Source organism: Rhodoligotrophos sp. CJ14, from assembly GCF_038811545.1.
Lineage (GTDB): Bacteria > Pseudomonadota > Alphaproteobacteria > Rhizobiales > Im1 > Rhodoligotrophos > Rhodoligotrophos ferricapiens.
This window is the reverse complement of the sequence record NZ_CP133319.1, coordinates 4,523,320-4,543,995: the sequence shown is the minus strand read 5'-3', so window position 1 is coordinate 4,543,995 and position 20,676 is coordinate 4,523,320. Positions and strand designations below refer to the sequence as shown.

The 20,676-nt window shown below is 62.9% G+C and carries 18 protein-coding genes; 9 read left to right on the top strand and 9 right to left on the bottom strand.

Annotated features, from left to right (window positions below):
• Positions 1-23: 23 nt before the first annotated feature.
• From kdsA to tpiA, 6 genes are all read right to left on the bottom strand, one after another.
• A complete protein-coding gene (kdsA, locus tag RCF49_RS21210) occupies positions 24-854 on the bottom strand; it encodes a 3-deoxy-8-phosphooctulonate synthase (protein WP_342641771.1) in 831 nt (276 codons plus the stop codon).
• Complete coding sequence (locus tag RCF49_RS21205) at positions 854-1,723, bottom strand: VOC family protein (protein WP_342641770.1); 870 nt, start codon at positions 1,721-1,723, stop codon at positions 854-856. The genes kdsA and RCF49_RS21205 overlap by 1 nt, the downstream gene beginning before the upstream one ends.
• Positions 1,720-4,140 carry a DUF3772 domain-containing protein gene (locus RCF49_RS21200; protein ID WP_342641769.1) on the bottom strand — a complete coding sequence of 807 codons (2,421 nt, stop codon included), beginning with the start codon at positions 4,138-4,140 and terminating at the stop codon, positions 1,720-1,722. The genes RCF49_RS21205 and RCF49_RS21200 overlap by 4 nt, the downstream gene beginning before the upstream one ends.
• 140 nt (positions 4,141-4,280) lie before the next feature.
• On the bottom strand, positions 4,281-5,909 hold the full coding sequence (locus RCF49_RS21195) for a CTP synthase (protein WP_342641768.1): 1,629 nt from the start codon (positions 5,907-5,909) through the stop codon (positions 4,281-4,283).
• Positions 5,910-6,005: 96 nt separating this feature from the next.
• Entirely contained in the window at positions 6,006-6,566 is a 561-nt protein-coding gene (secG, locus tag RCF49_RS21190; protein WP_342641767.1) for a preprotein translocase subunit SecG, read from the bottom strand.
• 158 nt (positions 6,567-6,724) lie between these two features.
• On the bottom strand, positions 6,725-7,492 hold the full coding sequence (gene tpiA, locus RCF49_RS21185; RefSeq protein ID WP_342641766.1) for a triose-phosphate isomerase: 768 nt from the start codon (positions 7,490-7,492) through the stop codon (positions 6,725-6,727).
• 287 nt (positions 7,493-7,779) lie between these two features.
• Between tpiA and RCF49_RS21180 the strand changes: the two genes are divergently transcribed.
• The 9 genes from RCF49_RS21180 to RCF49_RS21140 all read left to right on the top strand — a co-directional run bounded on the left by RCF49_RS21180 (position 7,780) and on the right by RCF49_RS21140 (position 17,687).
• The gene (locus RCF49_RS21180) at positions 7,780-9,663 is read left to right on the top strand and encodes a SurA N-terminal domain-containing protein (RefSeq protein WP_342641765.1); all 1,884 of its coding nucleotides are present in this window, start codon (positions 7,780-7,782) and stop codon (positions 9,661-9,663) included.
• 34 nt (positions 9,664-9,697) lie between these two features.
• Positions 9,698-11,218 carry an anthranilate synthase component I gene (trpE, locus tag RCF49_RS21175; RefSeq protein WP_342641764.1) on the top strand — a complete coding sequence of 507 codons (1,521 nt, stop codon included), beginning with the start codon at positions 9,698-9,700 and terminating at the stop codon, positions 11,216-11,218.
• Entirely contained in the window at positions 11,215-11,799 is a 585-nt protein-coding gene (locus RCF49_RS21170; RefSeq protein ID WP_342641763.1) for an anthranilate synthase component II, read from the top strand. Before trpE ends, RCF49_RS21170 begins: the two co-directional genes overlap by 4 nt.
• Positions 11,800-11,804: 5 nt before the next feature.
• A complete protein-coding gene (gene trpD, locus RCF49_RS21165; RefSeq protein ID WP_342641762.1) occupies positions 11,805-12,821 on the top strand; it encodes an anthranilate phosphoribosyltransferase in 1,017 nt (338 codons plus the stop codon).
• A gap of 3 nt (positions 12,822-12,824) precedes the next feature.
• Positions 12,825-13,655 carry an indole-3-glycerol phosphate synthase TrpC gene (trpC, locus tag RCF49_RS21160; protein ID WP_342641761.1) on the top strand — a complete coding sequence of 277 codons (831 nt, stop codon included), beginning with the start codon at positions 12,825-12,827 and terminating at the stop codon, positions 13,653-13,655.
• The gene (gene moaC / locus RCF49_RS21155) at positions 13,652-14,134 is read left to right on the top strand and encodes a cyclic pyranopterin monophosphate synthase MoaC (RefSeq protein ID WP_342641760.1); all 483 of its coding nucleotides are present in this window, start codon (positions 13,652-13,654) and stop codon (positions 14,132-14,134) included. The genes trpC and moaC overlap by 4 nt, the downstream gene beginning before the upstream one ends.
• A gap of 4 nt (positions 14,135-14,138) precedes the next feature.
• Positions 14,139-15,362 (top strand): molybdopterin molybdotransferase MoeA, encoded by a 1,224-nt coding sequence (locus RCF49_RS21150; RefSeq protein ID WP_342641759.1) that lies wholly within the window; start codon positions 14,139-14,141, stop codon positions 15,360-15,362.
• A gap of 287 nt (positions 15,363-15,649) precedes the next feature.
• Complete coding sequence (locus tag RCF49_RS21145; protein ID WP_342644258.1) at positions 15,650-17,281, top strand: MFS transporter; 1,632 nt, start codon at positions 15,650-15,652, stop codon at positions 17,279-17,281.
• 247 nt (positions 17,282-17,528) lie between these two features.
• Positions 17,529-17,687 carry a DUF3309 family protein gene (locus RCF49_RS21140; RefSeq protein ID WP_342641758.1) on the top strand — a complete coding sequence of 53 codons (159 nt, stop codon included), beginning with the start codon at positions 17,529-17,531 and terminating at the stop codon, positions 17,685-17,687.
• A gap of 64 nt (positions 17,688-17,751) precedes the next feature.
• Here RCF49_RS21140 and RCF49_RS21135 read toward each other — a convergent pair whose 3' ends face one another.
• From RCF49_RS21135 to RCF49_RS21125, 3 genes are all read right to left on the bottom strand, one after another.
• On the bottom strand, positions 17,752-18,750 hold the full coding sequence (locus RCF49_RS21135; protein ID WP_342644257.1) for an NAD(P)H-quinone oxidoreductase: 999 nt from the start codon (positions 18,748-18,750) through the stop codon (positions 17,752-17,754).
• Positions 18,751-18,825: 75 nt separating this feature from the next.
• A complete protein-coding gene (locus RCF49_RS21130) occupies positions 18,826-19,587 on the bottom strand; it encodes an SDR family NAD(P)-dependent oxidoreductase (protein ID WP_342641757.1) in 762 nt (253 codons plus the stop codon).
• Between the two features lie 12 nt (positions 19,588-19,599).
• Complete coding sequence (locus RCF49_RS21125) at positions 19,600-20,640, bottom strand: zinc-dependent alcohol dehydrogenase (RefSeq protein WP_342641756.1); 1,041 nt, start codon at positions 20,638-20,640, stop codon at positions 19,600-19,602.
• Positions 20,641-20,676 lie beyond the last annotated feature (36 nt).

Below are 20,676 nucleotides of genomic sequence, written 5' to 3'. Positions count from 1 at the left end.
TGGCCGGGCCGAAGCAACGATGATCAGCGGCAAGATTTGGCGAGCTTATCGAACTGAATCAAATTCTCAAGCAGCGCTTCCATGTCCCTGAGGGGAATCATATTTGGGCCGTCGGAGGGTGCCTCGTTCGGGTCTTCGTGCGTCTCAATGAAAACGCCTGCAACGCCCACCGCCACGGCGGCGCGCGCCAGCACCGGCACGAAGGAGCGTTCACCGCCGGAGGATGTGCCTTGGCCGCCCGGCTGCTGCACCGAATGGGTTGCGTCAAAGATGACGGGGGAGCCAATGGCCCGCATGATGGGCAGCGCGCGCATGTCGGATACCAAGGTGTTGTAGCCGAAGGAGACACCGCGTTCCGTCAGCAGCACATCACGCGCGCCGGCGCCAGAGAGCTTATCGGCGACGTTGCGCATATCCCAAGGTGCCAAGAACTGGCCCTTCTTTACATTGACCGGCTTGCCGGTGCGCGCAGCCGCGATAAGCAGATCGGTCTGACGGCACAGAAAGGCGGGGATCTGCAGAATATCGACCACGGTCGCCACCTCGGCGCATTGGCCGGGTTCGTGCACATCGGTCAGGACAGGCAGCGCAAAGGCGCGGCGCAGATCCTCGAAGATGGGCAACGCCGCATCCAGCCCGATGCCGCGCTTGCCACTCAAACTCGTGCGATTGGCCTTGTCGAACGAGGTCTTGTAGACGAGGCCGATCCCCAGCCGCTCGGCAATTTCCTTGAGGCTGCCTGCCATGTCGAAGGCATGGTCGCGCGATTCGAGCTGGCATGGGCCCGCGATCAGCGTGAGCGGCAGGTCATTGCCGAAGCGAACATTGCCGATCGATACGACCGAATTGAGCATCAGCGCCGTTCCTCGAACAGGATGGTGGTGTTAAAGGCCTCATCGGGCGCCACGATCAGCCGGCCTCCATCGCGGAGATAGGCGATATGGCCGTCATCGAGCGCTTCGGCCGTGCGGCCGAGATCACTGACCTCGATCACGAAGCCTGCAAAGCATGGCCCCTCGGCCAGATCGGGCGCGAGGGCGGCCGGATAATGCCGCGCCCAGGCAGCCGGAGAGAACATGCGGACACCGCCGCGGCTGAGGCTGAATGCGATCTCGTCATCGGCAAGGCGCTGAGGCTCCTCGCCCGTGAAGGCCTGGAAGAAATCCGCATAGGCCTTCGGCTCCTCGCCCAGCATGAGCGCACAGCCAATGCCAAGCGCGCCGTTGGGATGGAGCTGGTAGTCACGCTTCCAGAAATATTGCGGTGCCCGCTGCTGGCAAACGAAGAAGCCGGCCCGGCCCATCGCCTCGTGGGCGGCAAAAGCGAGCGAGAAGCCCACCGTCACCTCCTCGCCATCGGGCAGCTTGGCCTTGCGCTGGAAGTCGAAGGGCTCGAAGCGCGAGATGCCCGCCTTCACATAGCGCTGCTGGTCGGCGCGGGCATCATCGCTGTCGAGCACCAGCATCGAGAAGCCTTCACCGCGGTCGAGAAAATCGCGATTGAAGGCCGCAAAGCTGAAGTGATGGGCACCATGCTCGGGCACCTCAGTCGGCGCACGCACGGCCAGGATCTCAAGGAAGGAGCCATCGAACTGCACGAGCTGGTTCATGGTGCCGAAGGGGTGGATCGCGCGCGGCGTCAAGGTGAAGCCCATCGCCCTGTAGCGGGCCACCGCTTCGTCAAGATCATCCACACAGAGCACGAGATGATCGATGCCTTTCATTCTCCACCCTCACCCTCTTGCGGCGCGGCTTTGTCGGCCGATTTGACGAGCTTAACGTCCTGGACGTTGTAAGGCATCCCGATATCGTTCTCTTCAAAGGCCTTTCTGATGGCGATCCGCAAATCACTTGCAACCCCGCCGACCGAGAGCGCGTCGGCGACATAGGCGTAGAGCTCGAATTCATTGGCGGCCGGGCCGAAATTGGTGAACAGGGCCAAAGGCGCTGGAAAAGCCAGGATCTTTTCATGACGCTGGGCGATGCTCGTCATGATCTGCAGCACCTTTTCAGGATCGGCCTCCGGATCTGCACGCACGGCCACGAGCACCCGGCCCATAGTGTCGGTATGGGTCCAGTTCTGCACATTTTCCGAGATCAGGCTCGAATTGGGCACGATCACGGAGGATTTGTCCGCCGTCTCGATCTCGGTGGAGCGCACATTGATGCGCTTCACGATCCCCTGCCCGCCCGTCACCTTGATCAGGTCACCCACCTTGATCGGGCGCTCGGCCAAGAGAATGAGGCCGGAGACGAAGTTGTTGACGATGCTCTGCAGGCCGAAACCGATACCGACACCCAGCGCACCGGCGATGATGGCTAGGTTCGCGAAGTTCAGGCCGGCATAGCTGAGGGCGAAGATGCCGGCCAGGATGTAGCCGATATAGGTGACGCCGGTATGGATCGAATCCCGCAAGCCCTTGTTGAGCTGCGTGCGCGCAAGCACGCGCGCATCAAGCCAGCGGGTAAACAGCTTGGTGATGATCACGCCAAAGGCGAAGGCCAGGATGGCCGCGACCACCGTGTAAAGCGATATGGTTATGCCGCCGAGCCGGAAGCCCCAGAAGGCGGTGGTGAGCCAGCTCGTAATGTCGACCCAGGTGACGGCGGTCTGCAAGATCACCAGCGGGACGCCGATGAAGACCAGACCGAAATCCACCAGCGTTGTAATGACAACGCCGATGCGATCCACACTGTGATTGGTCAAGGATAGGGTGCGGCGCAGGAAGCGGCCCACCGGGCGGTTCGGTTTGATGCCGTCGCTGACAAGGTGATCCGCCAGATAGTGGATCAGCATCAGCACAGCCACCAGGATCGTCAGCACGACAACTTGCTGACTGAGATATTGGGCCAGCGCGATCAAGCCCACCACCAGCGCGACGGAGATGGTGGCCGCAATGGCCCAATAAACCAGGGGCAGCTTGGCAGCCCATCCGAACCAGCCCAGATCCGGTGGTGGCTTTGAGTCCGTATCCTCGCCATCCTCGGTTCGACGAACGGTCAGCAGCACGGCGATCAACAGGAAGACGGTGAGAACACCCGTTATGGCGCCCTGCATCGAAAAGAATTCGACCGGCAAGAAAAGGACGTCGGCAAGACGGCGGAAGACGCCGTCCAGGGCATAAACCAGGAAGAGCGCGCCCAGCAGCCTGCTCAAACGATAAGCGAGAAGATCGGCGATGCCGACTGCGCGCCAGGCCGAATCGTTCGGGGACAGGATTCCGCGAATGAAGGTGCGGCCGCTCGTGGCGATGACCGCCCAGAACGCCAAAATCCAATAGATACGCCGCGCCTGCTGGCTCATCTCGGTGATGCTCGACAAGACGAGCGAGACGAGAAACACGGCGATCATCAGCGGGATCGTCGCTGCGAAGACGCCGGCGAAGACGTTCCAGAGACGCTCGAGATCGGTCGGATTGGGCTTGTTCAGCCGTGGCCGCAGGAGCCAGTTGAGCACACGATGGGCCCCCATCGCTGCGGCGATCGTCGCGGCCAGCTCGACGATGAGCAACATCGCGGTGAGCGGAGAGAGCCCGCCTATAAGCCTGCTCCACCAATTGCTGACGACGGTCATAAAGCGCGTCACAAAGGCGTCGATGGACGCGAAACCTTCGAGCCACAATCTGGGGTCGAGCACTGAGCGCCCGCTCTCAAAGATTTTGCTGAAGAACCGTTCGTGCTGGATGCGGGAGGCCTGCTCGGAGAGCTGCTCACTTGTCACGCGGAGCAGGTCAAGCTGCGCCTGGATCGCCCGGATCTGATCGCGCCGCTGGGTCAATGCTTGGCGCTGCTGGGCGATTTCCGGGGCTTCCTTGGCATCGCCTTCGGGCGGGGGGCCCAGCTGATCGAGGCTTTGGGTGGCCGCTGTCAGAGGCGCCTGCAGATCTCCCGTCATCTGCAGCGTTAGCGCCCGGATCTGTTCGATGCTCGTGCGGATCTTCTCCAGCTCGGAGGTCGGCAGATCCACACGGTCCAGCTGGGTTTTAATTCCCTCCAGCTGCTTGGTGAGAGGCGCCGTCTGACGCTGGATGCGATCGACGGTTGCGTCCTGGGCATGAGCCGTGCCCATGCTCCATAGGGCCAATGCCAGGAGCGTCAGGATCACCAGATAAGGCGCCGTTGTAAGCGATCGTCCCTTCATGATCCCCCGTGTGAGGTCAGGCCTTGCGCAGCTGCACAAAATCGCCCGGTCATGCTGCGTGAGCTGGGCCTTTTAAAGGCAAAGCACGAGCAGGCTTCGGGGCGAGACGCTCGGAGGGATCCGCCTCGCTCGAAATTGCTCTAAACGAGGCGGCTCTGCTCGACCGCTGCACCGATAAAGGAAGCAAAGAGCGGGTGTGGCTCAAAGGGCCTGGATTTGAGCTCTGGATGGTATTGCACGCCGATATACCAGGGATGATCCGGAAGCTCGATCACCTCAGGCAAGAGACCGTCCGGCGACATGCCCGAGAAGCACAAGCCCGCTGCCTCAAGCCTTTCCCGATAACCGGTATTCACCTCATAGCGATGGCGATGGCGCTCGGAAATGCGCGTTCCGCCGTATATCTCAGCGACCTTGCTGCCGGGCTTGAGCTGTGCCTCATAGGCGCCCAACCGCATGGTGCCGCCGAGATCACCGTTCAGCTTGCGCTGCTCGAGCTCATTGCCGCGCATCCATTCGGTCATGACGCCGACCACCGGTTCGTCGGTCGGCCCGAATTCGGTGGAGCTTGCGGATTTGACGCCAGCCAGATTACGCGCCGCCTCGATCACCGCCATCTGCATGCCAAAGCAGATGCCGAAATACGGGACCTTGCGGGTGCGGGCAAAGGTTGCCGCCGCGATCTTGCCCTCGGCACCTCGCTCACCGAAGCCGCCGGGCACCAGGATGCCGTGCAGCCCTTCGAGGAAGGGTGCGGGATCCTCGCGCTCGAAGATCTCGGACTCGATCCATTCCATGCGGACGCGCACCTTATTGGCGATGCCGCCATGGATCAGCGCCTCGTTCAACGACTTATAGGCATCGAGCAGCCCGGTATATTTGCCGACCACGCCGATGCGAACCTCACCCTCCGGCTCATGGATGCGGGTTGAGATATTTTCCCAGCGGTTGAGGCGAACCACGGGATCAGGGGCAAGCCCGAAGGCCTGCAGCACCTGCGCGTCGAGGCCGGCCTTGTGATAGGTCAGCGGCACGTCATAGATGGAGGACACGTCCAGGGCGGGAATCACGGCTTCCTCGCGCACATTGCAGAAGGTGCCGATCTTCTTACGCTGCCCTTCGGGGATTGGCCTGTCGCTGCGGCACAGCAAGATGTCCGGCTGAATGCCGATCGAGCGCAGCTCCTTGACGGAATGCTGGGTGGGTTTGGTCTTCAGTTCGCCGGCGCTGGCAATGTAAGGCAGGAGCGTCACGTGGATATAGACGCATGAGCTGCGCGGCAGCTCGTTGCCCAACTGGCGAATCGCCTCGAAGAAGGGCAGCCCTTCGATATCGCCCACGGTGCCGCCGATCTCGCAGAGCACGAAGTCATAGCCCTCGTTGCCTGCCAGGATGAACGACTTGATGGCGTCGGTCACATGCGGGATCACCTGCACGGTTGCGCCGAGATAATCCCCTCGCCGCTCGCGGGTCAGAATGTCCTGATAGATCCGTCCGGTGGTGATGTTGTCCTGCTTGGTGCAGGGCCTGCCGGTGAAGCGCTCGTAATGGCCGAGATCGAGGTCGGTTTCCGCCCCGTCATCGGTCACGAAGACCTCGCCATGCTGATAGGGGCTCATGGTCCCTGGGTCGACATTGAGATAGGGATCGAGCTTGCGCAAACGAACGGAATAACCGCGCGCCTGCAGAAGCGCCCCGAGAGCCGCAGAGGCCAGTCCCTTGCCGAGTGAGGAGACCACGCCGCCGGTAATGAAGATGTACCGCGCCATGGGCCTGTAGAATACACCAGTTAGAACGCTGTCAACCAGCTATTTTATTGAGACGAAACGAAGCATCCGTGGAATTTCCACGGATGCCGATGGAATTCACTGTTGCGCCGGCGGATTGCCAGATGGCGGCGGCGGCGGCGCCGCATCGGTGGCAGGCCCGGCGGGTGGCGTCGGTGTGGTCGGCGCCGCGGGCTGAGGAGCAGCCGGGACCGGTGAAGCAGGAGCTGGGGCGGAGGATTGGGCCGGTGCGCTCGATTGAGGCGCCGCATTTTCGGGGGCCGGCGTCGTAGGTGTCGGTGTTGCGGGCGCCGCTGGTGTCGGGATCGTGGGTGATCCGGGAAGCACGGGCAGAACAGAGCCCGATCCATTGCCGCCGGTCTCACCGGAGGAGGATGCAGGGGCCTGCTGACGGATCATCTCGTCGAAAATCGAGCCCGAACCGCCTCTGTGCATCAAGGTGAGCACGATGGAGGTGAGAAAGAAGACGCCTGCCAGAATCGCCGTCGCCCGGGTCAGCACATTCGCCGCACCGCGGCTGGCGAATATGGATCCGCCGCCACCGATGCCCAGCGCGCCACCTTCCGAGCGCTGCAAGAGCACCACCGCGACGAGTGCAATCGCCACGATCAGGTGGATGACGAGAATGACTTCTTCCATGATCCCAATCCAATCCGCGCCGCAGGGATCGACGCTCTCATGCGGCGGCAGGCTTTAGCGCGAAACAAGGGCGAGTGCAAACGGCCATTTGGTACCGCCCCGCTCCTATTCAAGCACATCACGCCAACTGCACATCCCGCTCAGCGTCCCGGTCAGCATCAATTCGGCGCGAACAGGCCGATGATGCCGAGAAAATCCTTCGCCTTGAGGCTCGCCTGGCCGACGAGCCCGCCATTCACATCGGGAATGGCCAGAATCGCTCCGGCATTGGCGGGCTTCATCGATCCGCCATAGAGAATGCGGATAGCGGCTGTGGTCTGTGGATCAAGACGCTCGGCCAGCTGATCGCGGATGGCCTGATGGACCTGCTTGATCTCGTCCGTTGTGGGCGTGCGGCCCGATCCGATCGCCCAGACGGGCTCATAGGCGATGATGGTGTTCTCAGCGGAGACATTATCGGGGATCGACCCGGCAAGCTGCCGCGCGACCACGGGGACGGTCTGACCGGCATCGCGCTCGTCCTCGGTTTCGCCGATGCAGACCACTGCGGTAAGACCGGCCCGGTGAGCCGCGGTGACCTTGCGGCAAACAAGCGCGTCGGTCTCGCCATGGTAATGACGACGCTCGGAATGGCCCAGAATGACGTGGGTCGCCCCGCAGTCGCGCAGCATTTCCGCAGCAATGTCGCCAGTGAAAGCCCCTTGGGGCTCCGGATGGCAATCCTGGCCACCGGTCTTGATCCGGCTGCCGGACAGCATTTCGTGCACCGTGCGGATCAGGGTGGCCGGAGGACAGACCACCACTTCGCAGCCGATCGCCACCCCGTCGAGCATCGCGGCCATCAAGCGAATCTCGCCGAGTGATTCCGATGTGCCGTTCATCTTCCAGTTGCCGATGATGATCGGCCTGGGCTCAATCAGCGCCATTGCCCGTCCATGGTTTTTAGAACCCGCCCCTGAACCACATGCTCGATGCGGTTCGCTCAGAGCGCTATAATGAACCTATTGCGTGGCCAGCGCGCAAGCATGCCGCGCAAGATTGCGGCTTTGCCAGGCATCGCGCTTGCTACGGGCGGTGCCCATCCATATGATGCGCCCACCGCGGCGGGCCCCGCCTGCCGTGGCTTTTGCGCGTGATGGGTCTGCGATTGGAACCGCCGGCTCATTGATGACGGTTCTCAAACACGTCGGGACTGACGAAGATGCTCTCAGTGATGCGAAGCAAAGCCGCCGGTTGGGTGGCCAAACTGTTCATCGGCCTCATCGCCATGAGCTTCGCCGTATGGGGCGTCGCCGACATGTTTACGGGCGCGCGCAGCCGGGCACTGGTCACGATCGGGGATCGCGAGATCAGCCCGGAGCAGTTCCAGGACACCATGCGGCAGCGGCTGCAGGCGATGTCGCAACGGATGGGACGCCCGATCACTCTCCAGGAGGCGCGCGAGGCCGGCTTCGATGGCCAGATCCTGGGGGATATGATCCGGCAGACCGCGCTCGAGGTGCAAGCCCGCAATCTGGGCCTTGAAGTGCCCGACATGGTGATCGCCCAGCGGGCCGCAGCGATCCCGGCCTTCCGCAACGCACGCGGCCAGTTCGACCGCGAGACGTTCCTGCAGGTGCTGCGGGCTAACAATCTCACCGAGCAACAATTCATCGCGATGGAGCGGGCTCAGCTGCTGCGGGAATCGGTGGCGAGCCCCATCGATCGCAGCTTCACCGTGCCGGAGACGCTCGTCCGCGCCGCCTTCGAATTCCAGAACACGGAACGGGTGGGGCAGTATCTCACGCTGCCCATGAGCATGGCCGGAGAGGTTACTGCGCCGACGGATGCGGAAATCGCCGATTATTACGAGACGCATAAGCGCAATTTCACAGCGCCCGAATTCCGGACGGTGACGCTTGTGCGTCTGGAGCCGGCCGACCTTGCCAAGACGATCACCATTTCCGATCAGGAGCTGGAGCAGGCCTACCAGAACCGTATCGCCGAGTTCACCACGCCGGAGCGACGGACCATTCTGCAGATCCCGTTCAAGGACGAGGAAGAGGCACGTGCGGCGCGGGCCAAGCTGCAATCGGGCGCGGATTTCGCCACCTTCGCGAAGGAACGGGGGCTGACGGAACCCGATTACACGATCGGCACGGTCGCCAAGAGCCAGATCCCGGACCGGTCGCTCGCGGATGCGGCGTTCTCGCTCCTGCCCGGGCAGATCAGCCAGCCTGTCGAGGGGCGGCTTGCCGTGGTGCTGCTCAAGGTGACGGCGGTCGAGCCGAGCGTCACGAAGCCCCTGGCGGAGGTGCGGGACCAGCTCGCCGAGACCTTGAAGCTCGAGCGGGCGCGTGAAGAGCTTGCCTCCATGTATGATCGTTTCGAGGATGAGCGGGCGAGTGGCGCGACATTGAGGGAAGTGGCCGAGAAGCTCGATCTGCCAGTCATCCAAGTCGATGCCATCGATCGCTCGGGCAATGGTCCGGATGGCAAGCCGGTGACCAATGTCCCGGCGCGCGACAAGGTGGTCGCTGCCGCGTTCGAGAGCGATGTCGGCGTCGAGAATGACGCGATCTCCACCGATGATGACGGCTATGTCTGGTTCGAAGTGGCCGAGGTCACGCCAGAAACGGTGAAACCGCTCGACGAGGTGCGGCCGGAGATCGTGGAGCTGATCACGGCGGAGCGCCGACAGGAGGCGCTGGAGCAGAAGGCGCGTGACTTGGCGGCGGACCTGCGTGATGGTCAAAAGACCATGGAGCAGATCGCCCAGGAATTGTCGCTGCCGATTGCCACCACGCCGCCCTTGAAGCGTGGCGGTGAGGCGCCCAATTTCGGCAGAGCCGCCGTGACCTCGCTGTTCTCGACCCCGGTCAATGGGGCTGGCGTCGCTTATGATCCAAACGCGAAGGTCGTCCAGCTCATCCGCCCCATGGAGGTCAAGACGCCGGATTTTGATCCGAAGGGCGCTCAGGCGGCCAATTTTGCCCAGGCTCTGCAAGGCAATATGGCGGAAGACCTGTTTGGCCAATATGTCAGCCGGCTCGAACGGGATATCGGTGTCACGGTCAATAACGAGCTTTGGTCGAGCATCAACGCACCGCAATCGTGACCGCTCGTTCCAATCTCATTGATGACGTGACACCATGCCCATTGAACCCGATTTCGAACAGTTCGCGCGGCTCTATGACCAGGGCCAAGCGCAAGTCGTCTCAACCCGGCTCGTTGCCGATCTCGAGACGCCGGTCTCGGCGATGCTCAAGATCGCGCATCATGAGCGCTACAGCCTGCTGCTGGAATCCGTAGAAGGCGGCGCGGTGCGCGGCCGCTACTCCATCATCGGCATGCGTCCGGACATCGTATGGCGCGTGCAGGACGGGAAGGCCGAGATCAACCGATCGGCGCTCGCCAATCCTGAAGGGCCGTTCACACCGCTCGAGGAAGAGCCGCTCACGGCATTGCGCAGCCTGATGGCGGAATCCCGCATAGACTTGCCCGCAAACCTGCCGCCCATGTCGGCCGGGGTGTTCGGCTATATGGGCTATGACATGGTGCGGCTGATGGAGCGGCTGCCGGACCCCGGGGCCGATGTGATCGGGGTGCCGGATGCCATTCTGGTCAGGCCAACGATCATGGCGATCTTCGATGCCATCAAGGATGAGGTGACGATCGTCTCGCCGGTATTCCCCAAACAGGGGCTGACGGCCAAGGCGGCGTATGCTCAGGCCACCGAGCGGCTGGCGGAGGTCACGGCATCGCTCGACCGGCCGCTGGACCACGGCATGCGCGAGCGTTGCGAGGCGCCACCCGTCGAGGCGCCCCAGTCCAACACGGCACCTGCGGACTTCAAAGCCATGGTGCGCCGGGCGCAGGAGTATATCCTCGCGGGTGACATCTTTCAGGTGGTGCTGAGCCAGCGCTTCGAAACCCCGTTCACACTCAGCCCGTTCTCGCTCTATCGGGCGCTGCGGCGGGTGAACCCTTCGCCCTTCCTCTATTTCCTCAATTTCGAGGATTTCTCACTGATCGGGTCGAGCCCTGAGATCCTGGTGCGGGTGCGCGAGGGGAAGGTCACGATCCGGCCGTTGGCCGGCACGCGACCGCGGGGTGCGACACCGGCCGAGGATCAGGCGCGCGCCGAGGATCTGCTGTCAGATCCCAAGGAGCGCGCCGAGCATCTCATGCTGCTCGATCTCGGGCGGAATGATGTGGGGCGCGTCGCCAAAACCGGGACGGTCAAGGTCACCGACCAGTTCGCCCTCGAATTCTACAGCCAGGTGATGCATATCGTCTCCAATGTGGAAGGCGAGCTCGATGATCGCTATGACGCGATCGCGGCGCTGGTCGCGGGTTTTCCCGCCGGCACGGTGTCGGGTGCGCCAAAGGTTCGGGCCATGGAAATCATCGCCGAACTCGAGCGCGACAAGCGCGGACCGTACGCCGGATGCGTCGGCTATTTCTCGGCCAATGGCGATATGGATACCTGCATCGTGCTGCGCACGGCGCTGGTGAAGGACGGCAAGATGTATGTGCAGGCCGGCGCGGGTGTGGTCGCGGACAGCGATCCGGATGCCGAGCAGCAGGAATGTGTGAACAAGGCGAAGGCGCTGTTCCGCGCCGCCGAAGAGGCGGTCCGCTTCGCCGGAGAAGCGGGGATGGGACAATGATCATCCTGATCGATAACTATGACAGCTTCACCTATAATCTCGTCCACTATCTCGGCGAGCTCGGCGCTGATGTTCAGGTCTATCGCAATGACAAGATAACGGTGCCGGAGGTCGTCGAGGCGGATCCCGAGGCGATCGTGCTCTCACCCGGCCCGTGCACACCGAACGAGGCCGGCATCTCTGTCGAGCTCATCGAAAAGGCCGGACAGACGATTCCAATCCTCGGTGTGTGCCTCGGCCATCAGTCGATCGGTCAGGTCTATGGCGGACAGGTCGTCCGCGCGCCGCAGGTGATGCACGGGAAGCTCTCGACCATCCGTCATTCCGGCAAGGGCGTGTTCCACGGCATCAACAGCGCGTTCCAGGCGACGCGCTATCACTCGCTCATCGTCGAGCGCGACAGCCTGCCTGACAGTCTCGAGGTTACGGCGGAGACGGATGACGGCATCATCATGGGGTTGCAGCACAAGGAACATCCCGTACATGGCGTGCAGTTCCACCCGGAGAGCATCGCATCGGAATATGGGCACAAGCTCTTGAAGAACTTCCTCGACCTCGCCCAACGCGCCAAGGCAGCCTGAGCGCCATGTCGGATCTGAAACCGCTCATCAGCAAGGTCGCGGAGGGCCGCCCGCTCGATCGCGACGAAGCCAAGCAAGCGTTCGATATCATGATGTCGGGCGAAGCGACGCCCAGCCAGATCGGCGGGCTGCTCATGGCGCTGCGAGTCAGGGGCGAGACGGTGGACGAGATCACCGGTGCGGTCGAGACCATGCGCGCGAAGATGACCCGGGTCATCGCGCCGGCTAATGCGATCGACATTGTCGGTACAGGCGGTGATGGTGCGCGCACCTACAATATCTCGACCTGTGCGGCGATCGTCACGGCAGGCTGCGGCGTCAAGGTCGCCAAGCACGGCAACCGGGCGCTGTCGTCCAAATCGGGGGCGGCGGATGCCTTGGCGGCGCTCGGTGTCAATATCGAGGCCTCGCCCGAGATTATCGCCCGCTGCATCGATGAGGCCGGGGTGGGCTTCATGTTCGCGCCCAGCCATCACGCGGCGATGCGCCATGTGGGGCCGAGCCGGGTCGAGCTTGGCACCCGTACCATCTTCAATCTGCTCGGACCGCTCGCCAATCCGGCAGGGGTGCGCCGGCAGGTGGTCGGCGTCTATGCCCGGGAATGGATCGAACCGCTCGCGAAGGTATTACGCAATCTCGGTTCGGAGCGGGTGTGGGTCACCCATGGTTCGGATGGGCTCGATGAGGTGACCACCACAGGGCCTACCTATGTGGCCGAACTGCGAAAGGGCGAGGTGCGCACGTTCGAGATCACGCCAGAAGATGCTGGCCTCCCCCGCGCGAGCCTCGATTCCCTGCGCGGCGGCGATGGGGAGGCGAATGCCCGGGCGATCCGTGATGTGCTCGCCGGGCAATCCAGCGCGTTTCGTGATATTGTCCTGTTGACCACGGCGGTCGCGTTGACCGTCGCCGACAAGGCCGCATCCCTTCCCGACGGGGTCAAGCAGGCTGCCGCCGCGATCGACAGCGGTGCCGCAGCCGCAGTGCTCGAACGGCTGGTTTTCGTATCCAACGGGCAGTAGCGCATGGCCACCATCCTGGACAAGATCGCCGCGTATAAGCGCGAAGAGGTTGCGGCCGCCAAGCGGGCCAAGAGCTTGGCGCAGCTCGAAGACGAGGCGCAAAGCCGCCCTGCCCCGCGCGGCTTTCATATGGCGCTCAAGGCCAAGATCGATGCTGGCGCCCATGGCCTGATCGCGGAAATCAAGAAGGCGAGCCCTTCCAAGGGCCTGATCCGTGCCGATTTCGATCCGCCGTCGCTTGCGCGCGCCTATGAGGCGGGCGGTGCGGCGTGCCTTTCCGTGCTCACGGATACGCCCTCGTTTCAGGGTCATCCGCGGTTTTTGACCGATGCCCGGGCAGCAACGGCCCTGCCCGCCCTGCGCAAGGATTTCATGCTTGATCCCTATCAAGTGGCCGAAGCGCGCGCCTGGGGTGCCGATTGCATCCTGATCATCATGGCGATGGTGGATGATCATCTTGCTGCAGAGCTTGAGCAAGCGGCCACAAGCTATCGCATGGACTCGCTGATCGAGGTTCACGATGAGGCCGAGCTCGACCGCGCGCTCAAGCTGGCCTCGCCCCTGATCGGTATCAATAATCGCAATCTCAAGACTTTCGAGGTCACGCTCACCACGACCGAGCGGCTCGCGCCGCGCATCCCGAGGGATCGCCTCATCATTGCCGAAAGCGGGATTGGCACGACCGCAGATCTCGAAAGGCTGGCGCAGGTTGGCGCGCGCTCGTTCCTGGTGGGTGAAAGCCTTATGCGGCATGAGGACGTGGCTGAAGCAACGCGAGCGCTGCTTGGGAATGCGCCTACTCCCGCCGCCCGAACCGCCACGGCGATGCCATGAGTGATCAGCGCCTTACGCATCTTGACGAAGCAGGCCAGGCGCGCATGGTGGACGTGTCGGACAAGGCCGTGACGACGCGGGTTGCCACGGCCGGAGCCAGCGTGTGGATGAAGCCCGAGACGCTTGCCTTGATCCTTTCGGGCGATAGCAAGAAGGGTGACGTGCTCGCCACAGCCCGGATTGCCGGCATCATGGCGGCCAAGCGGACCCATGAGTTGATCCCCCTCTGCCATCCCCTGGCGATCACCAAGGCCGAGGTCAGCTTCACACCGGATAGCGACGCCTCGCGCATCGATGTGACCGCGACGGTCAAGATCGATGGCAAGACCGGGGTTGAAATGGAAGCGCTCACCGCCGTCTCGATTGCCTGCCTCACGCTTTATGACATGTGCAAGGCGGTTGATCGCGGCATGCGCATTGGCGATATCCGGGTGATCGAAAAGACCGGCGGGAAGTCCGGTACCTACAGGGAAGGCTAGAGTGATGGCGGGGGCGCTGCTGCCAGTCGAGGAGGCGCTTGGCCGGGTGCTCGATGGCGTAGCCCCGATCGGCCAGGAATGCATTCCATTGGATCAAGCCTGGCAGCGCGTGCTCGCCGAGGATGTTCGTGCCACGCGCGACCAGCCGCCATTTGATGCCTCCGCCATGGATGGATATGCGGTGCGCGGAGATGATGTGGATGGGTCAAAGCCCAAGCTGCTGATCATCGGAACATCGCAGGCCGGCCGCGGCTTTACCGGCGCGATCGGGCCTGGCGAGAGTGTCCGCATCTTCACCGGCGCGCCGCTGCCGCCCGGTGCCGACACGGTGGTCATCCAGGAGAATACAAGACGCGAGGGCGATCGTGTCATTCTCACCGAGCCGGGCCAGCGCGGCCGGCATGTGCGCCGCAGCGGTCTTGATTTCCGGGCGGGCGATCTCCTGATCGCGGCCGGCACGCGCCTCAATGCCCGCCATATCGGGCTTGCCGCCGCAGCCAATCATCACGAGCTCCCGGTACGGCGCCGGCCCCGCATCGCGATCCTGCCCACGGGCGATGAGCTGGTGGCACCGGGCAGCACGCCTCGTGGCGATCAGATCATCTCGTCCAACAACCACTCGCTTGCGGCTTTCATCCGCGCCATGGGCGCAGAGCCCGTGGATCTCGGCATTGTCGGGGATGATCTCGCGGCGCTCGATGCGGCGATCGCGCGAGGGCTTTCCGCCGACGTACTCGTCACCATTGGCGGGGCTTCGGTCGGTGACCATGATCTCGTGCAAAAGGCACTGATTGCCCGCGGTGTGGACATCGCCTTCTGGCGCATCGCCATGCGCCCAGGCAAGCCTTTGATGTTCGGTCACGTCCAAACGGGCAGTGCTCAGCCTGTCCGGGTCATGGGTCTGCCGGGCAATCCGGTTTCAGCGCTCATCTGTGCCCGCATCTTTCTCAAGCCGCTCATTGGCGCATTGCTCGGCCGGCCTGAACAGGATGATACCGAGATCTATCCCCTCGCCTCCGCGCTCGGGGCAAATGATCAGCGGCAAGATTATGTGCGCGGACGGTTTCGCCGCAGCAAAGCGGCTGGCATCACGGTCGAGCCGTTCTCATTGCAGGACAGCTCGCTGCAACAGAGCTTTGCCGCCGCCGATTGTCTGATCGTGAGACGACCATTCGCGCCAGCCGCTGCCAGCGGGGAGCCGGTCGAGGTGCTACGCCTCGATTTCTAACCCGGTCGCCTTTTCTTCACCCGTGCCGGGCTACGGCAAATTTAGGCGAATCTCGGCCAACCTTCTCGTTCCACACTCATACCAACGTCCAATCGCGCAGGCATTCTGCCCTGCCTTATTATGCGCATACGGACGCTAAGAATCAGACAGATTCCGGTCTGTCGTTTCTCAGTTCATCAATAATAATTCTCTCGCGCGGCGGGAGATCATCGGGTGGATACGGGAAGGAGCCTCTCATGAGCGTAGACTCCACTTATCTTGGCGGACCCTCTGCCGGTGCGCAGAAGATGACCGCAGAAGAGCGAAAGGTCATTTTTGCCTCTTCGCTCGGCACTGTCTTCGAGTGGTATGATTTCTACCTCTACGGATCACTGTCCGCGATCATTGCCGCCCAGTTCTTTTCCGGGGTCAATCCTACGGCTGCTTTCATCTTCGCGCTGCTGGCCTTTGCCGCTGGCTTCGCGGTACGCCCATTCGGTGCCGTCTTCTTCGGGCGACTTGGGGATCTGGTCGGGCGCAAGCACACGTTCCTCATCACCATCGTCATCATGGGCCTCTCCACCTTCCTGGTTGGCGTCCTGCCCACCTACGCCTCGTGGGGCGTGCTCGCGCCGGTCATTCTCATTGTGCTACGCCTGTTACAGGGCTTGGCGCTTGGCGGTGAATATGGCGGCGCGGCAACCTATGTGGCCGAGCATGCACCGCGCAACCGCCGCGGCTTCTATACGAGCTGGATCCAGACGACGGCGACACTGGGCCTGTTCCTCTCGCTCATCGTCATTCTCGGCATCCGCACGGCCATTGGCGAAGAGGCTTTCCGGGAATGGGGCTGGCGCATTCCCTTCCTCGTCTCAATCATCCTGCTTGGCATCTCGGTCTGGATCCGGTTGCAGCTCAATGAGAGCCCAGCCTTCCAGCGCATGAAAGCAGATGGCAAGGGATCGAAGGCACCGCTCAAGGAGAGCTTCGGCCAGTGGTCGAACCTCAAGATCGTGATCCTGGCTCTGATCGGTCTCACCGCCGGGCAGGCGGTCGTCTGGTATGCCGGCCAGTTCTATGCGCTCTTCTTCCTCACGCAGATCCTGAAGGTGGACGGCACGACTGCCAATGTCATGATCGCGATCGCGCTGGCGATCGGCACACCCTTCTTCATCCTGTTCGGGTGGCTCTCCGACAAGGTTGGCCGTAAGCCAATCATCATGGCGGGCTGCCTGCTGGCGGCGCTGACCTATTTCCCGATCTTCAAAGGGCTCACCCATTTCGCCAATCCGGCACTGGAAGCAGCCCAGGCTTCCGCACCGGTCTCCGTGGTGGCGAACCCCGATGAATGCTCATTCCAGTTCAACCCGGTGGGTACGGCGAGCTTCACCAGCTCCTGCGATATCGCCAAGTCGGTGCTGGCAAGCTCGTCGGTGAACTATGAGAACGTGGCAGCTCCGGCCGGGACCATCGCCTCGATCAAGATCGGTGACCAGGTGATCCCGAGCTTCAACGGTACGGGACTGCCCGCTGATCAGCTCAAGCCCCAGCAGGACGCGTTCAAGAAGGCGGTGACCGATGCGATCACGGCGCATGGGTATCCGACCAAGGCTGATCCCGCGCAGATGAACAAGGTGATGACCGTCGTTCTTCTGACCATCCTGGTGATCTATGTCACCATGGTCTATGGGCCGATCGCGGCTGCGCTGGTGGAACTGTTCCCCACACGCATCCGCTACACCTCGATGTCGCTGCCCTATCATATCGGCAATGGCTGGTTCGGCGGTTTCCTGCCTCCCACCGCCTTCGCGATCGTGGCGGCGACCGGCAATATCTATTCCGGCCTGTGGTATCCGATCGCGATCGCAGTGATGACCTTGGTCGTCGGTCTGCTTTTCCTCCCGGAAACCAAGGACCGCGATATCTACGCCGAAGACTGATGCCTGCCCCGCGGTTCAAGACTGAGCCGCGGGCCTCCACTCACTCGGTATCAGGCGCTTGTCCCTCGTGTCAGGCGCCTCGTTTTTCGAGACATGACAGTGAGCGCAGCACCCCGCTTCGTCCGTTCTCCTCCGAAATTGTGACAGACTGCCCGATCCCGCGGAACCTTTTCAGCCAACTTGCCGTTTTACAGGCACGCCAAGACCACAATCTTGACGAATATTGAGAGAGGCTGAGGAGAACTGTATGGGACTCGGCACTATTCTTCTTATCCTGCTTATTCTTCTATTGGTGGGTGCTGTGCCCGCATGGCCCTATAGCCGAAGCTGGGGCTATGCTCCCGGCGGCATCGTCGGCGTTATCCTGATTATCGTGCTTGTGCTCGTCTTGCTCGGGCGGATCTAGCACAACCTCGAAAATCCCTTACCCGAGAGCAGCTCCGGCCGGCCCCGCGCCGGCCGGCCGCCATTCATGGCCGCCGCCTACCATCCGCGATATCCAGCACGATCTTGCCCATGTGCTGGCTGGTCTCCATCAGACGATGCGCGTCCTGAACATCGGCCAGCGGGAACACCCGGTGGATGATGGGTCGGACCGTGCCGGCTTCCAGCGTTGGCCACACGTTCTCGCGCAATTCCGTCGCAATCTGCCCCTTCACCGCTATGGGGCGTGGCCGCAAGGTCGAGCCGGTGATGGTCAGGCGGTTGCGCATCACCCGCGCCATATCGATGGTCACCGAGGGACCTGCCAGGGTTGCAACCTGGGTGAGCCGGCCATCGGGCGCGAGGCAGGCGAGGTTGCGATCGGTATAGTCGCCGCCGACCATGTCCAGCACCACATCCACCCCCCGCCCGCCGGTCAGCGCACCAATACGCTCGACGAAATCCTCAGTACGGTAGTTGATTGCGGCATCCGCGCCAATCTGCTGACAGAAGGCGCATTTCTCCGCACTGCCGGCGGTCGCGAAGACGCTCGCGCCAAAAGCCTTGGCGAGCTGGATGGCGGTCGAGCCTATTCCGCTCGAGCCGCCATGGACGAGAAGGCTTTCGCCGCCTGTCAGCCGCGCGCGCTGGAACACATTCACCCAGACAGTGAAGAAGGTCTCGGGGATTGCCGCGGCCTCTGTGAAGCTCAAGCCTTTCGGAAGGGGCAAGCATTGTGCCGCGGGGGCCGTGCAGTATTCGGCATAGCCGCCGCCGGCGACGAGCGCACAGACCGCATCGCCCAATGCGAGCCCAGTGACACCATCGCCCAGGGCGATGATCTCTCCTGCGATCTCGAGGCCAATGATATCGGACGCGCCCGGTGGCGGAGGATAGGCGCCCTGGCGCTGGCGAATATCGGGCCGGTTGACGCCAGCCGCGCGCACGCGGATCAGGACCTCGCCCGTTTGGGGGCACGGCAGCGGCCCCTCAACGACCGAGAGAACCTCCGGGCCGCCGGGCTCTGCCATATGCACATGGCGCATGCTCTCAGGAATGGACTGGCTCACGATGTCTCCTCTCAGGGAAGCCTCACTGTTCAGCGGCGCATCGAACGAGGCTCAGCCCATGAAATGGCCGCCATTCACGTCAATGGTGGCGCCGGTGATGAAACCTGCTTCGTCGGATGCGAGGAAGGCCACGGCCGCGGCGATGTCGTCAGGCGTGCCGATCCGCGCAACCGGGATCTGCGTGACATAGGCGCGGTTGACATCCGCGCCTGCCATTGCCGCCATCGGGGTTTCGATGCGGCCTGGGGCAATACAGTTCACGGTGATGCCGGCCGGACCCACTTCGGCTGCGAGGGTGCGGGAGAAGCCGATCAGTCCCGCTTTGGAGGCGGCATAATGGGAGCCTGCAATCTGCGAGCGGGTGCGGCCAGCCTGGGATGACATGTTGATGATCCGTCCCCAGCCCCGCTTGCGCATCAGCGGTACTGCGTGCCGGCAGAGCAGAAAGGGTCCGGTGAGGTTCACAGCCAGCACGGCCTGCCATTCATCAAGGGCGGTATCCTCGACCAAGGCCTTGCGTCCGTCATGCTTGGGGGAGATGCCCGCATTGTTGACGAGAATGTCGAGGCTGCCATGACGCGCTACGACGTCCGCCACCAGCGCCTTCACCTCATCCTCGCGGGAAATGTCGGTGCGGGCAGCATGGACGTTGAGGCCGGCGCTCCGAAGCCGGGAAACCGCCTGATCGAGCTCGGCGATGACATCGACCAGCACGGTGCAAGCGCCCTCTTTGGCCAAACGCTCGGCGATCGACAATCCTATTCCCCGCGCCGCACCGGTTACGAGCGCAACGCGGCCCTGCTGATTGCTCATTGCCCAATCTCCTCAATCGTCCTGCGGCATCAGCATCACCTTGGATGCCTCCTTCCGGCGGGCGAGCTCAAAACCCTCAACAGCCTCGTCCAGCGGCAGCCTGTGTGTGATCATCGGGCGGAAGCTCTCGCCGCTTTCGCCCAGAACCCGCAGCACCTTCTCCCAAATCGCGGGTCGAGACCCGTGCGAGCCGCGCAGCTGCAGCTTGCGGCGCACGAAATCGGTGAGATCGACCTCCACGGGCCGCGCATGAATACCGGTCGTCACGAGAACACCGCCCTTGCGCAGCAGGCCCAGGCCGTCGCGGATGCTGGCGGCAACGCCGGTTGCTTCGAAAACGCAATCGACCGGCCCGCCGGCAATGGCGGAGACGGTCGCGGCAAGCTCCTGCTCGGCGAGATCGATGCGGTGCCCGAAGCCGAGCGCCTCGCAGACAGCGAGCCGCGGTCCATCGTTAAAGCCGACCATGATCACCTTGGCTGCGCCGGCCTTGCGCGCAAATTGGGCGATCGCCTGACCGATGGTGCCGGGTCCCAGCACCACAACCGTATCGCCGAAGCGCACCTGTCCCACATCCACGGCCTGCGCACCGACGCAGAGCGGCTCCGTCAAGGCAGCGAGATCGAGATCCAGTCCATCGGGGAGGCTGAAGCAGGCCTTTTCAGGCACGACCACATGGCGGGCAAAGCCACCATCGCGCATGAGACCCAACGTTGACTTCTGGAGGCAATTTTCAGGCTCGCCACGACGGCATGGGGCGCAGTTCCCGCACCCGCTCGATGGCCAGACCGTCACGCGAGCGCCAACGTCAATGGTGGTCACCGCGGCGCCCCGCTCAATCACGCGCCCGGCGAATTCATGGCCAAGCGTCAGCGGGAGCTTGTCGCGCATGAAGTCATAGCCGCTGGTCCATTCGTACACATGCACATCGCTGCCACAGATGCCGGCCGCGGCCACTTCAACCAGGACATCGTTGGGCCCAAGGGTCCGCGGGGCATTCACCTGCTCTATGCGCACGCCGGGCTCGGGCGAGGTTTTCCGGACCGCTTTCATCGTTCCTCATCTGTCAGGGATAGGCGGAGAGAACAC

What these genes read in the sequence shown, in the direction of transcription:
- kdsA (WP_342641771.1), bottom strand. Translation starts at nt 854, where the DNA reads ATGCTCAATTCGGTCGTATCGATCGGCAATGTTCGCTTCGGCAATGAC.
- RCF49_RS21205 (WP_342641770.1), bottom strand. Translation starts at nt 1,723, where the DNA reads ATGAAAGGCATCGATCATCTCGTGCTCTGTGTGGATGATCTTGACGAA.
- RCF49_RS21200 (WP_342641769.1), bottom strand. Translation starts at nt 4,140, where the DNA reads ATGAAGGGACGATCGCTTACAACGGCGCCTTATCTGGTGATCCTGACG.
- RCF49_RS21195 (WP_342641768.1), bottom strand. Translation starts at nt 5,909, where the DNA reads ATGGCGCGGTACATCTTCATTACCGGCGGCGTGGTCTCCTCACTCGGC.
- secG (WP_342641767.1), bottom strand. Translation starts at nt 6,566, where the DNA reads ATGGAAGAAGTCATTCTCGTCATCCACCTGATCGTGGCGATTGCACTC.
- tpiA (WP_342641766.1), bottom strand. Translation starts at nt 7,492, where the DNA reads ATGGCGCTGATTGAGCCCAGGCCGATCATCATCGGCAACTGGAAGATG.
- RCF49_RS21180 (WP_342641765.1), top strand. Translation starts at nt 7,780, where the DNA reads ATGCGAAGCAAAGCCGCCGGTTGGGTGGCCAAACTGTTCATCGGCCTC.
- trpE (WP_342641764.1), top strand. Translation starts at nt 9,698, where the DNA reads ATGCCCATTGAACCCGATTTCGAACAGTTCGCGCGGCTCTATGACCAG.
- RCF49_RS21170 (WP_342641763.1), top strand. Translation starts at nt 11,215, where the DNA reads ATGATCATCCTGATCGATAACTATGACAGCTTCACCTATAATCTCGTC.
- trpD (WP_342641762.1), top strand. Translation starts at nt 11,805, where the DNA reads ATGTCGGATCTGAAACCGCTCATCAGCAAGGTCGCGGAGGGCCGCCCG.
- trpC (WP_342641761.1), top strand. Translation starts at nt 12,825, where the DNA reads ATGGCCACCATCCTGGACAAGATCGCCGCGTATAAGCGCGAAGAGGTT.
- moaC (WP_342641760.1), top strand. Translation starts at nt 13,652, where the DNA reads ATGAGTGATCAGCGCCTTACGCATCTTGACGAAGCAGGCCAGGCGCGC.
- RCF49_RS21150 (WP_342641759.1), top strand. Translation starts at nt 14,139, where the DNA reads ATGGCGGGGGCGCTGCTGCCAGTCGAGGAGGCGCTTGGCCGGGTGCTC.
- RCF49_RS21145 (WP_342644258.1), top strand. Translation starts at nt 15,650, where the DNA reads ATGACCGCAGAAGAGCGAAAGGTCATTTTTGCCTCTTCGCTCGGCACT.
- RCF49_RS21140 (WP_342641758.1), top strand. Translation starts at nt 17,529, where the DNA reads ATGGGACTCGGCACTATTCTTCTTATCCTGCTTATTCTTCTATTGGTG.
- RCF49_RS21135 (WP_342644257.1), bottom strand. Translation starts at nt 18,750, where the DNA reads ATGCGCCATGTGCATATGGCAGAGCCCGGCGGCCCGGAGGTTCTCTCG.
- RCF49_RS21130 (WP_342641757.1), bottom strand. Translation starts at nt 19,587, where the DNA reads ATGAGCAATCAGCAGGGCCGCGTTGCGCTCGTAACCGGTGCGGCGCGG.
- RCF49_RS21125 (WP_342641756.1), bottom strand. Translation starts at nt 20,640, where the DNA reads ATGAAAGCGGTCCGGAAAACCTCGCCCGAGCCCGGCGTGCGCATAGAG.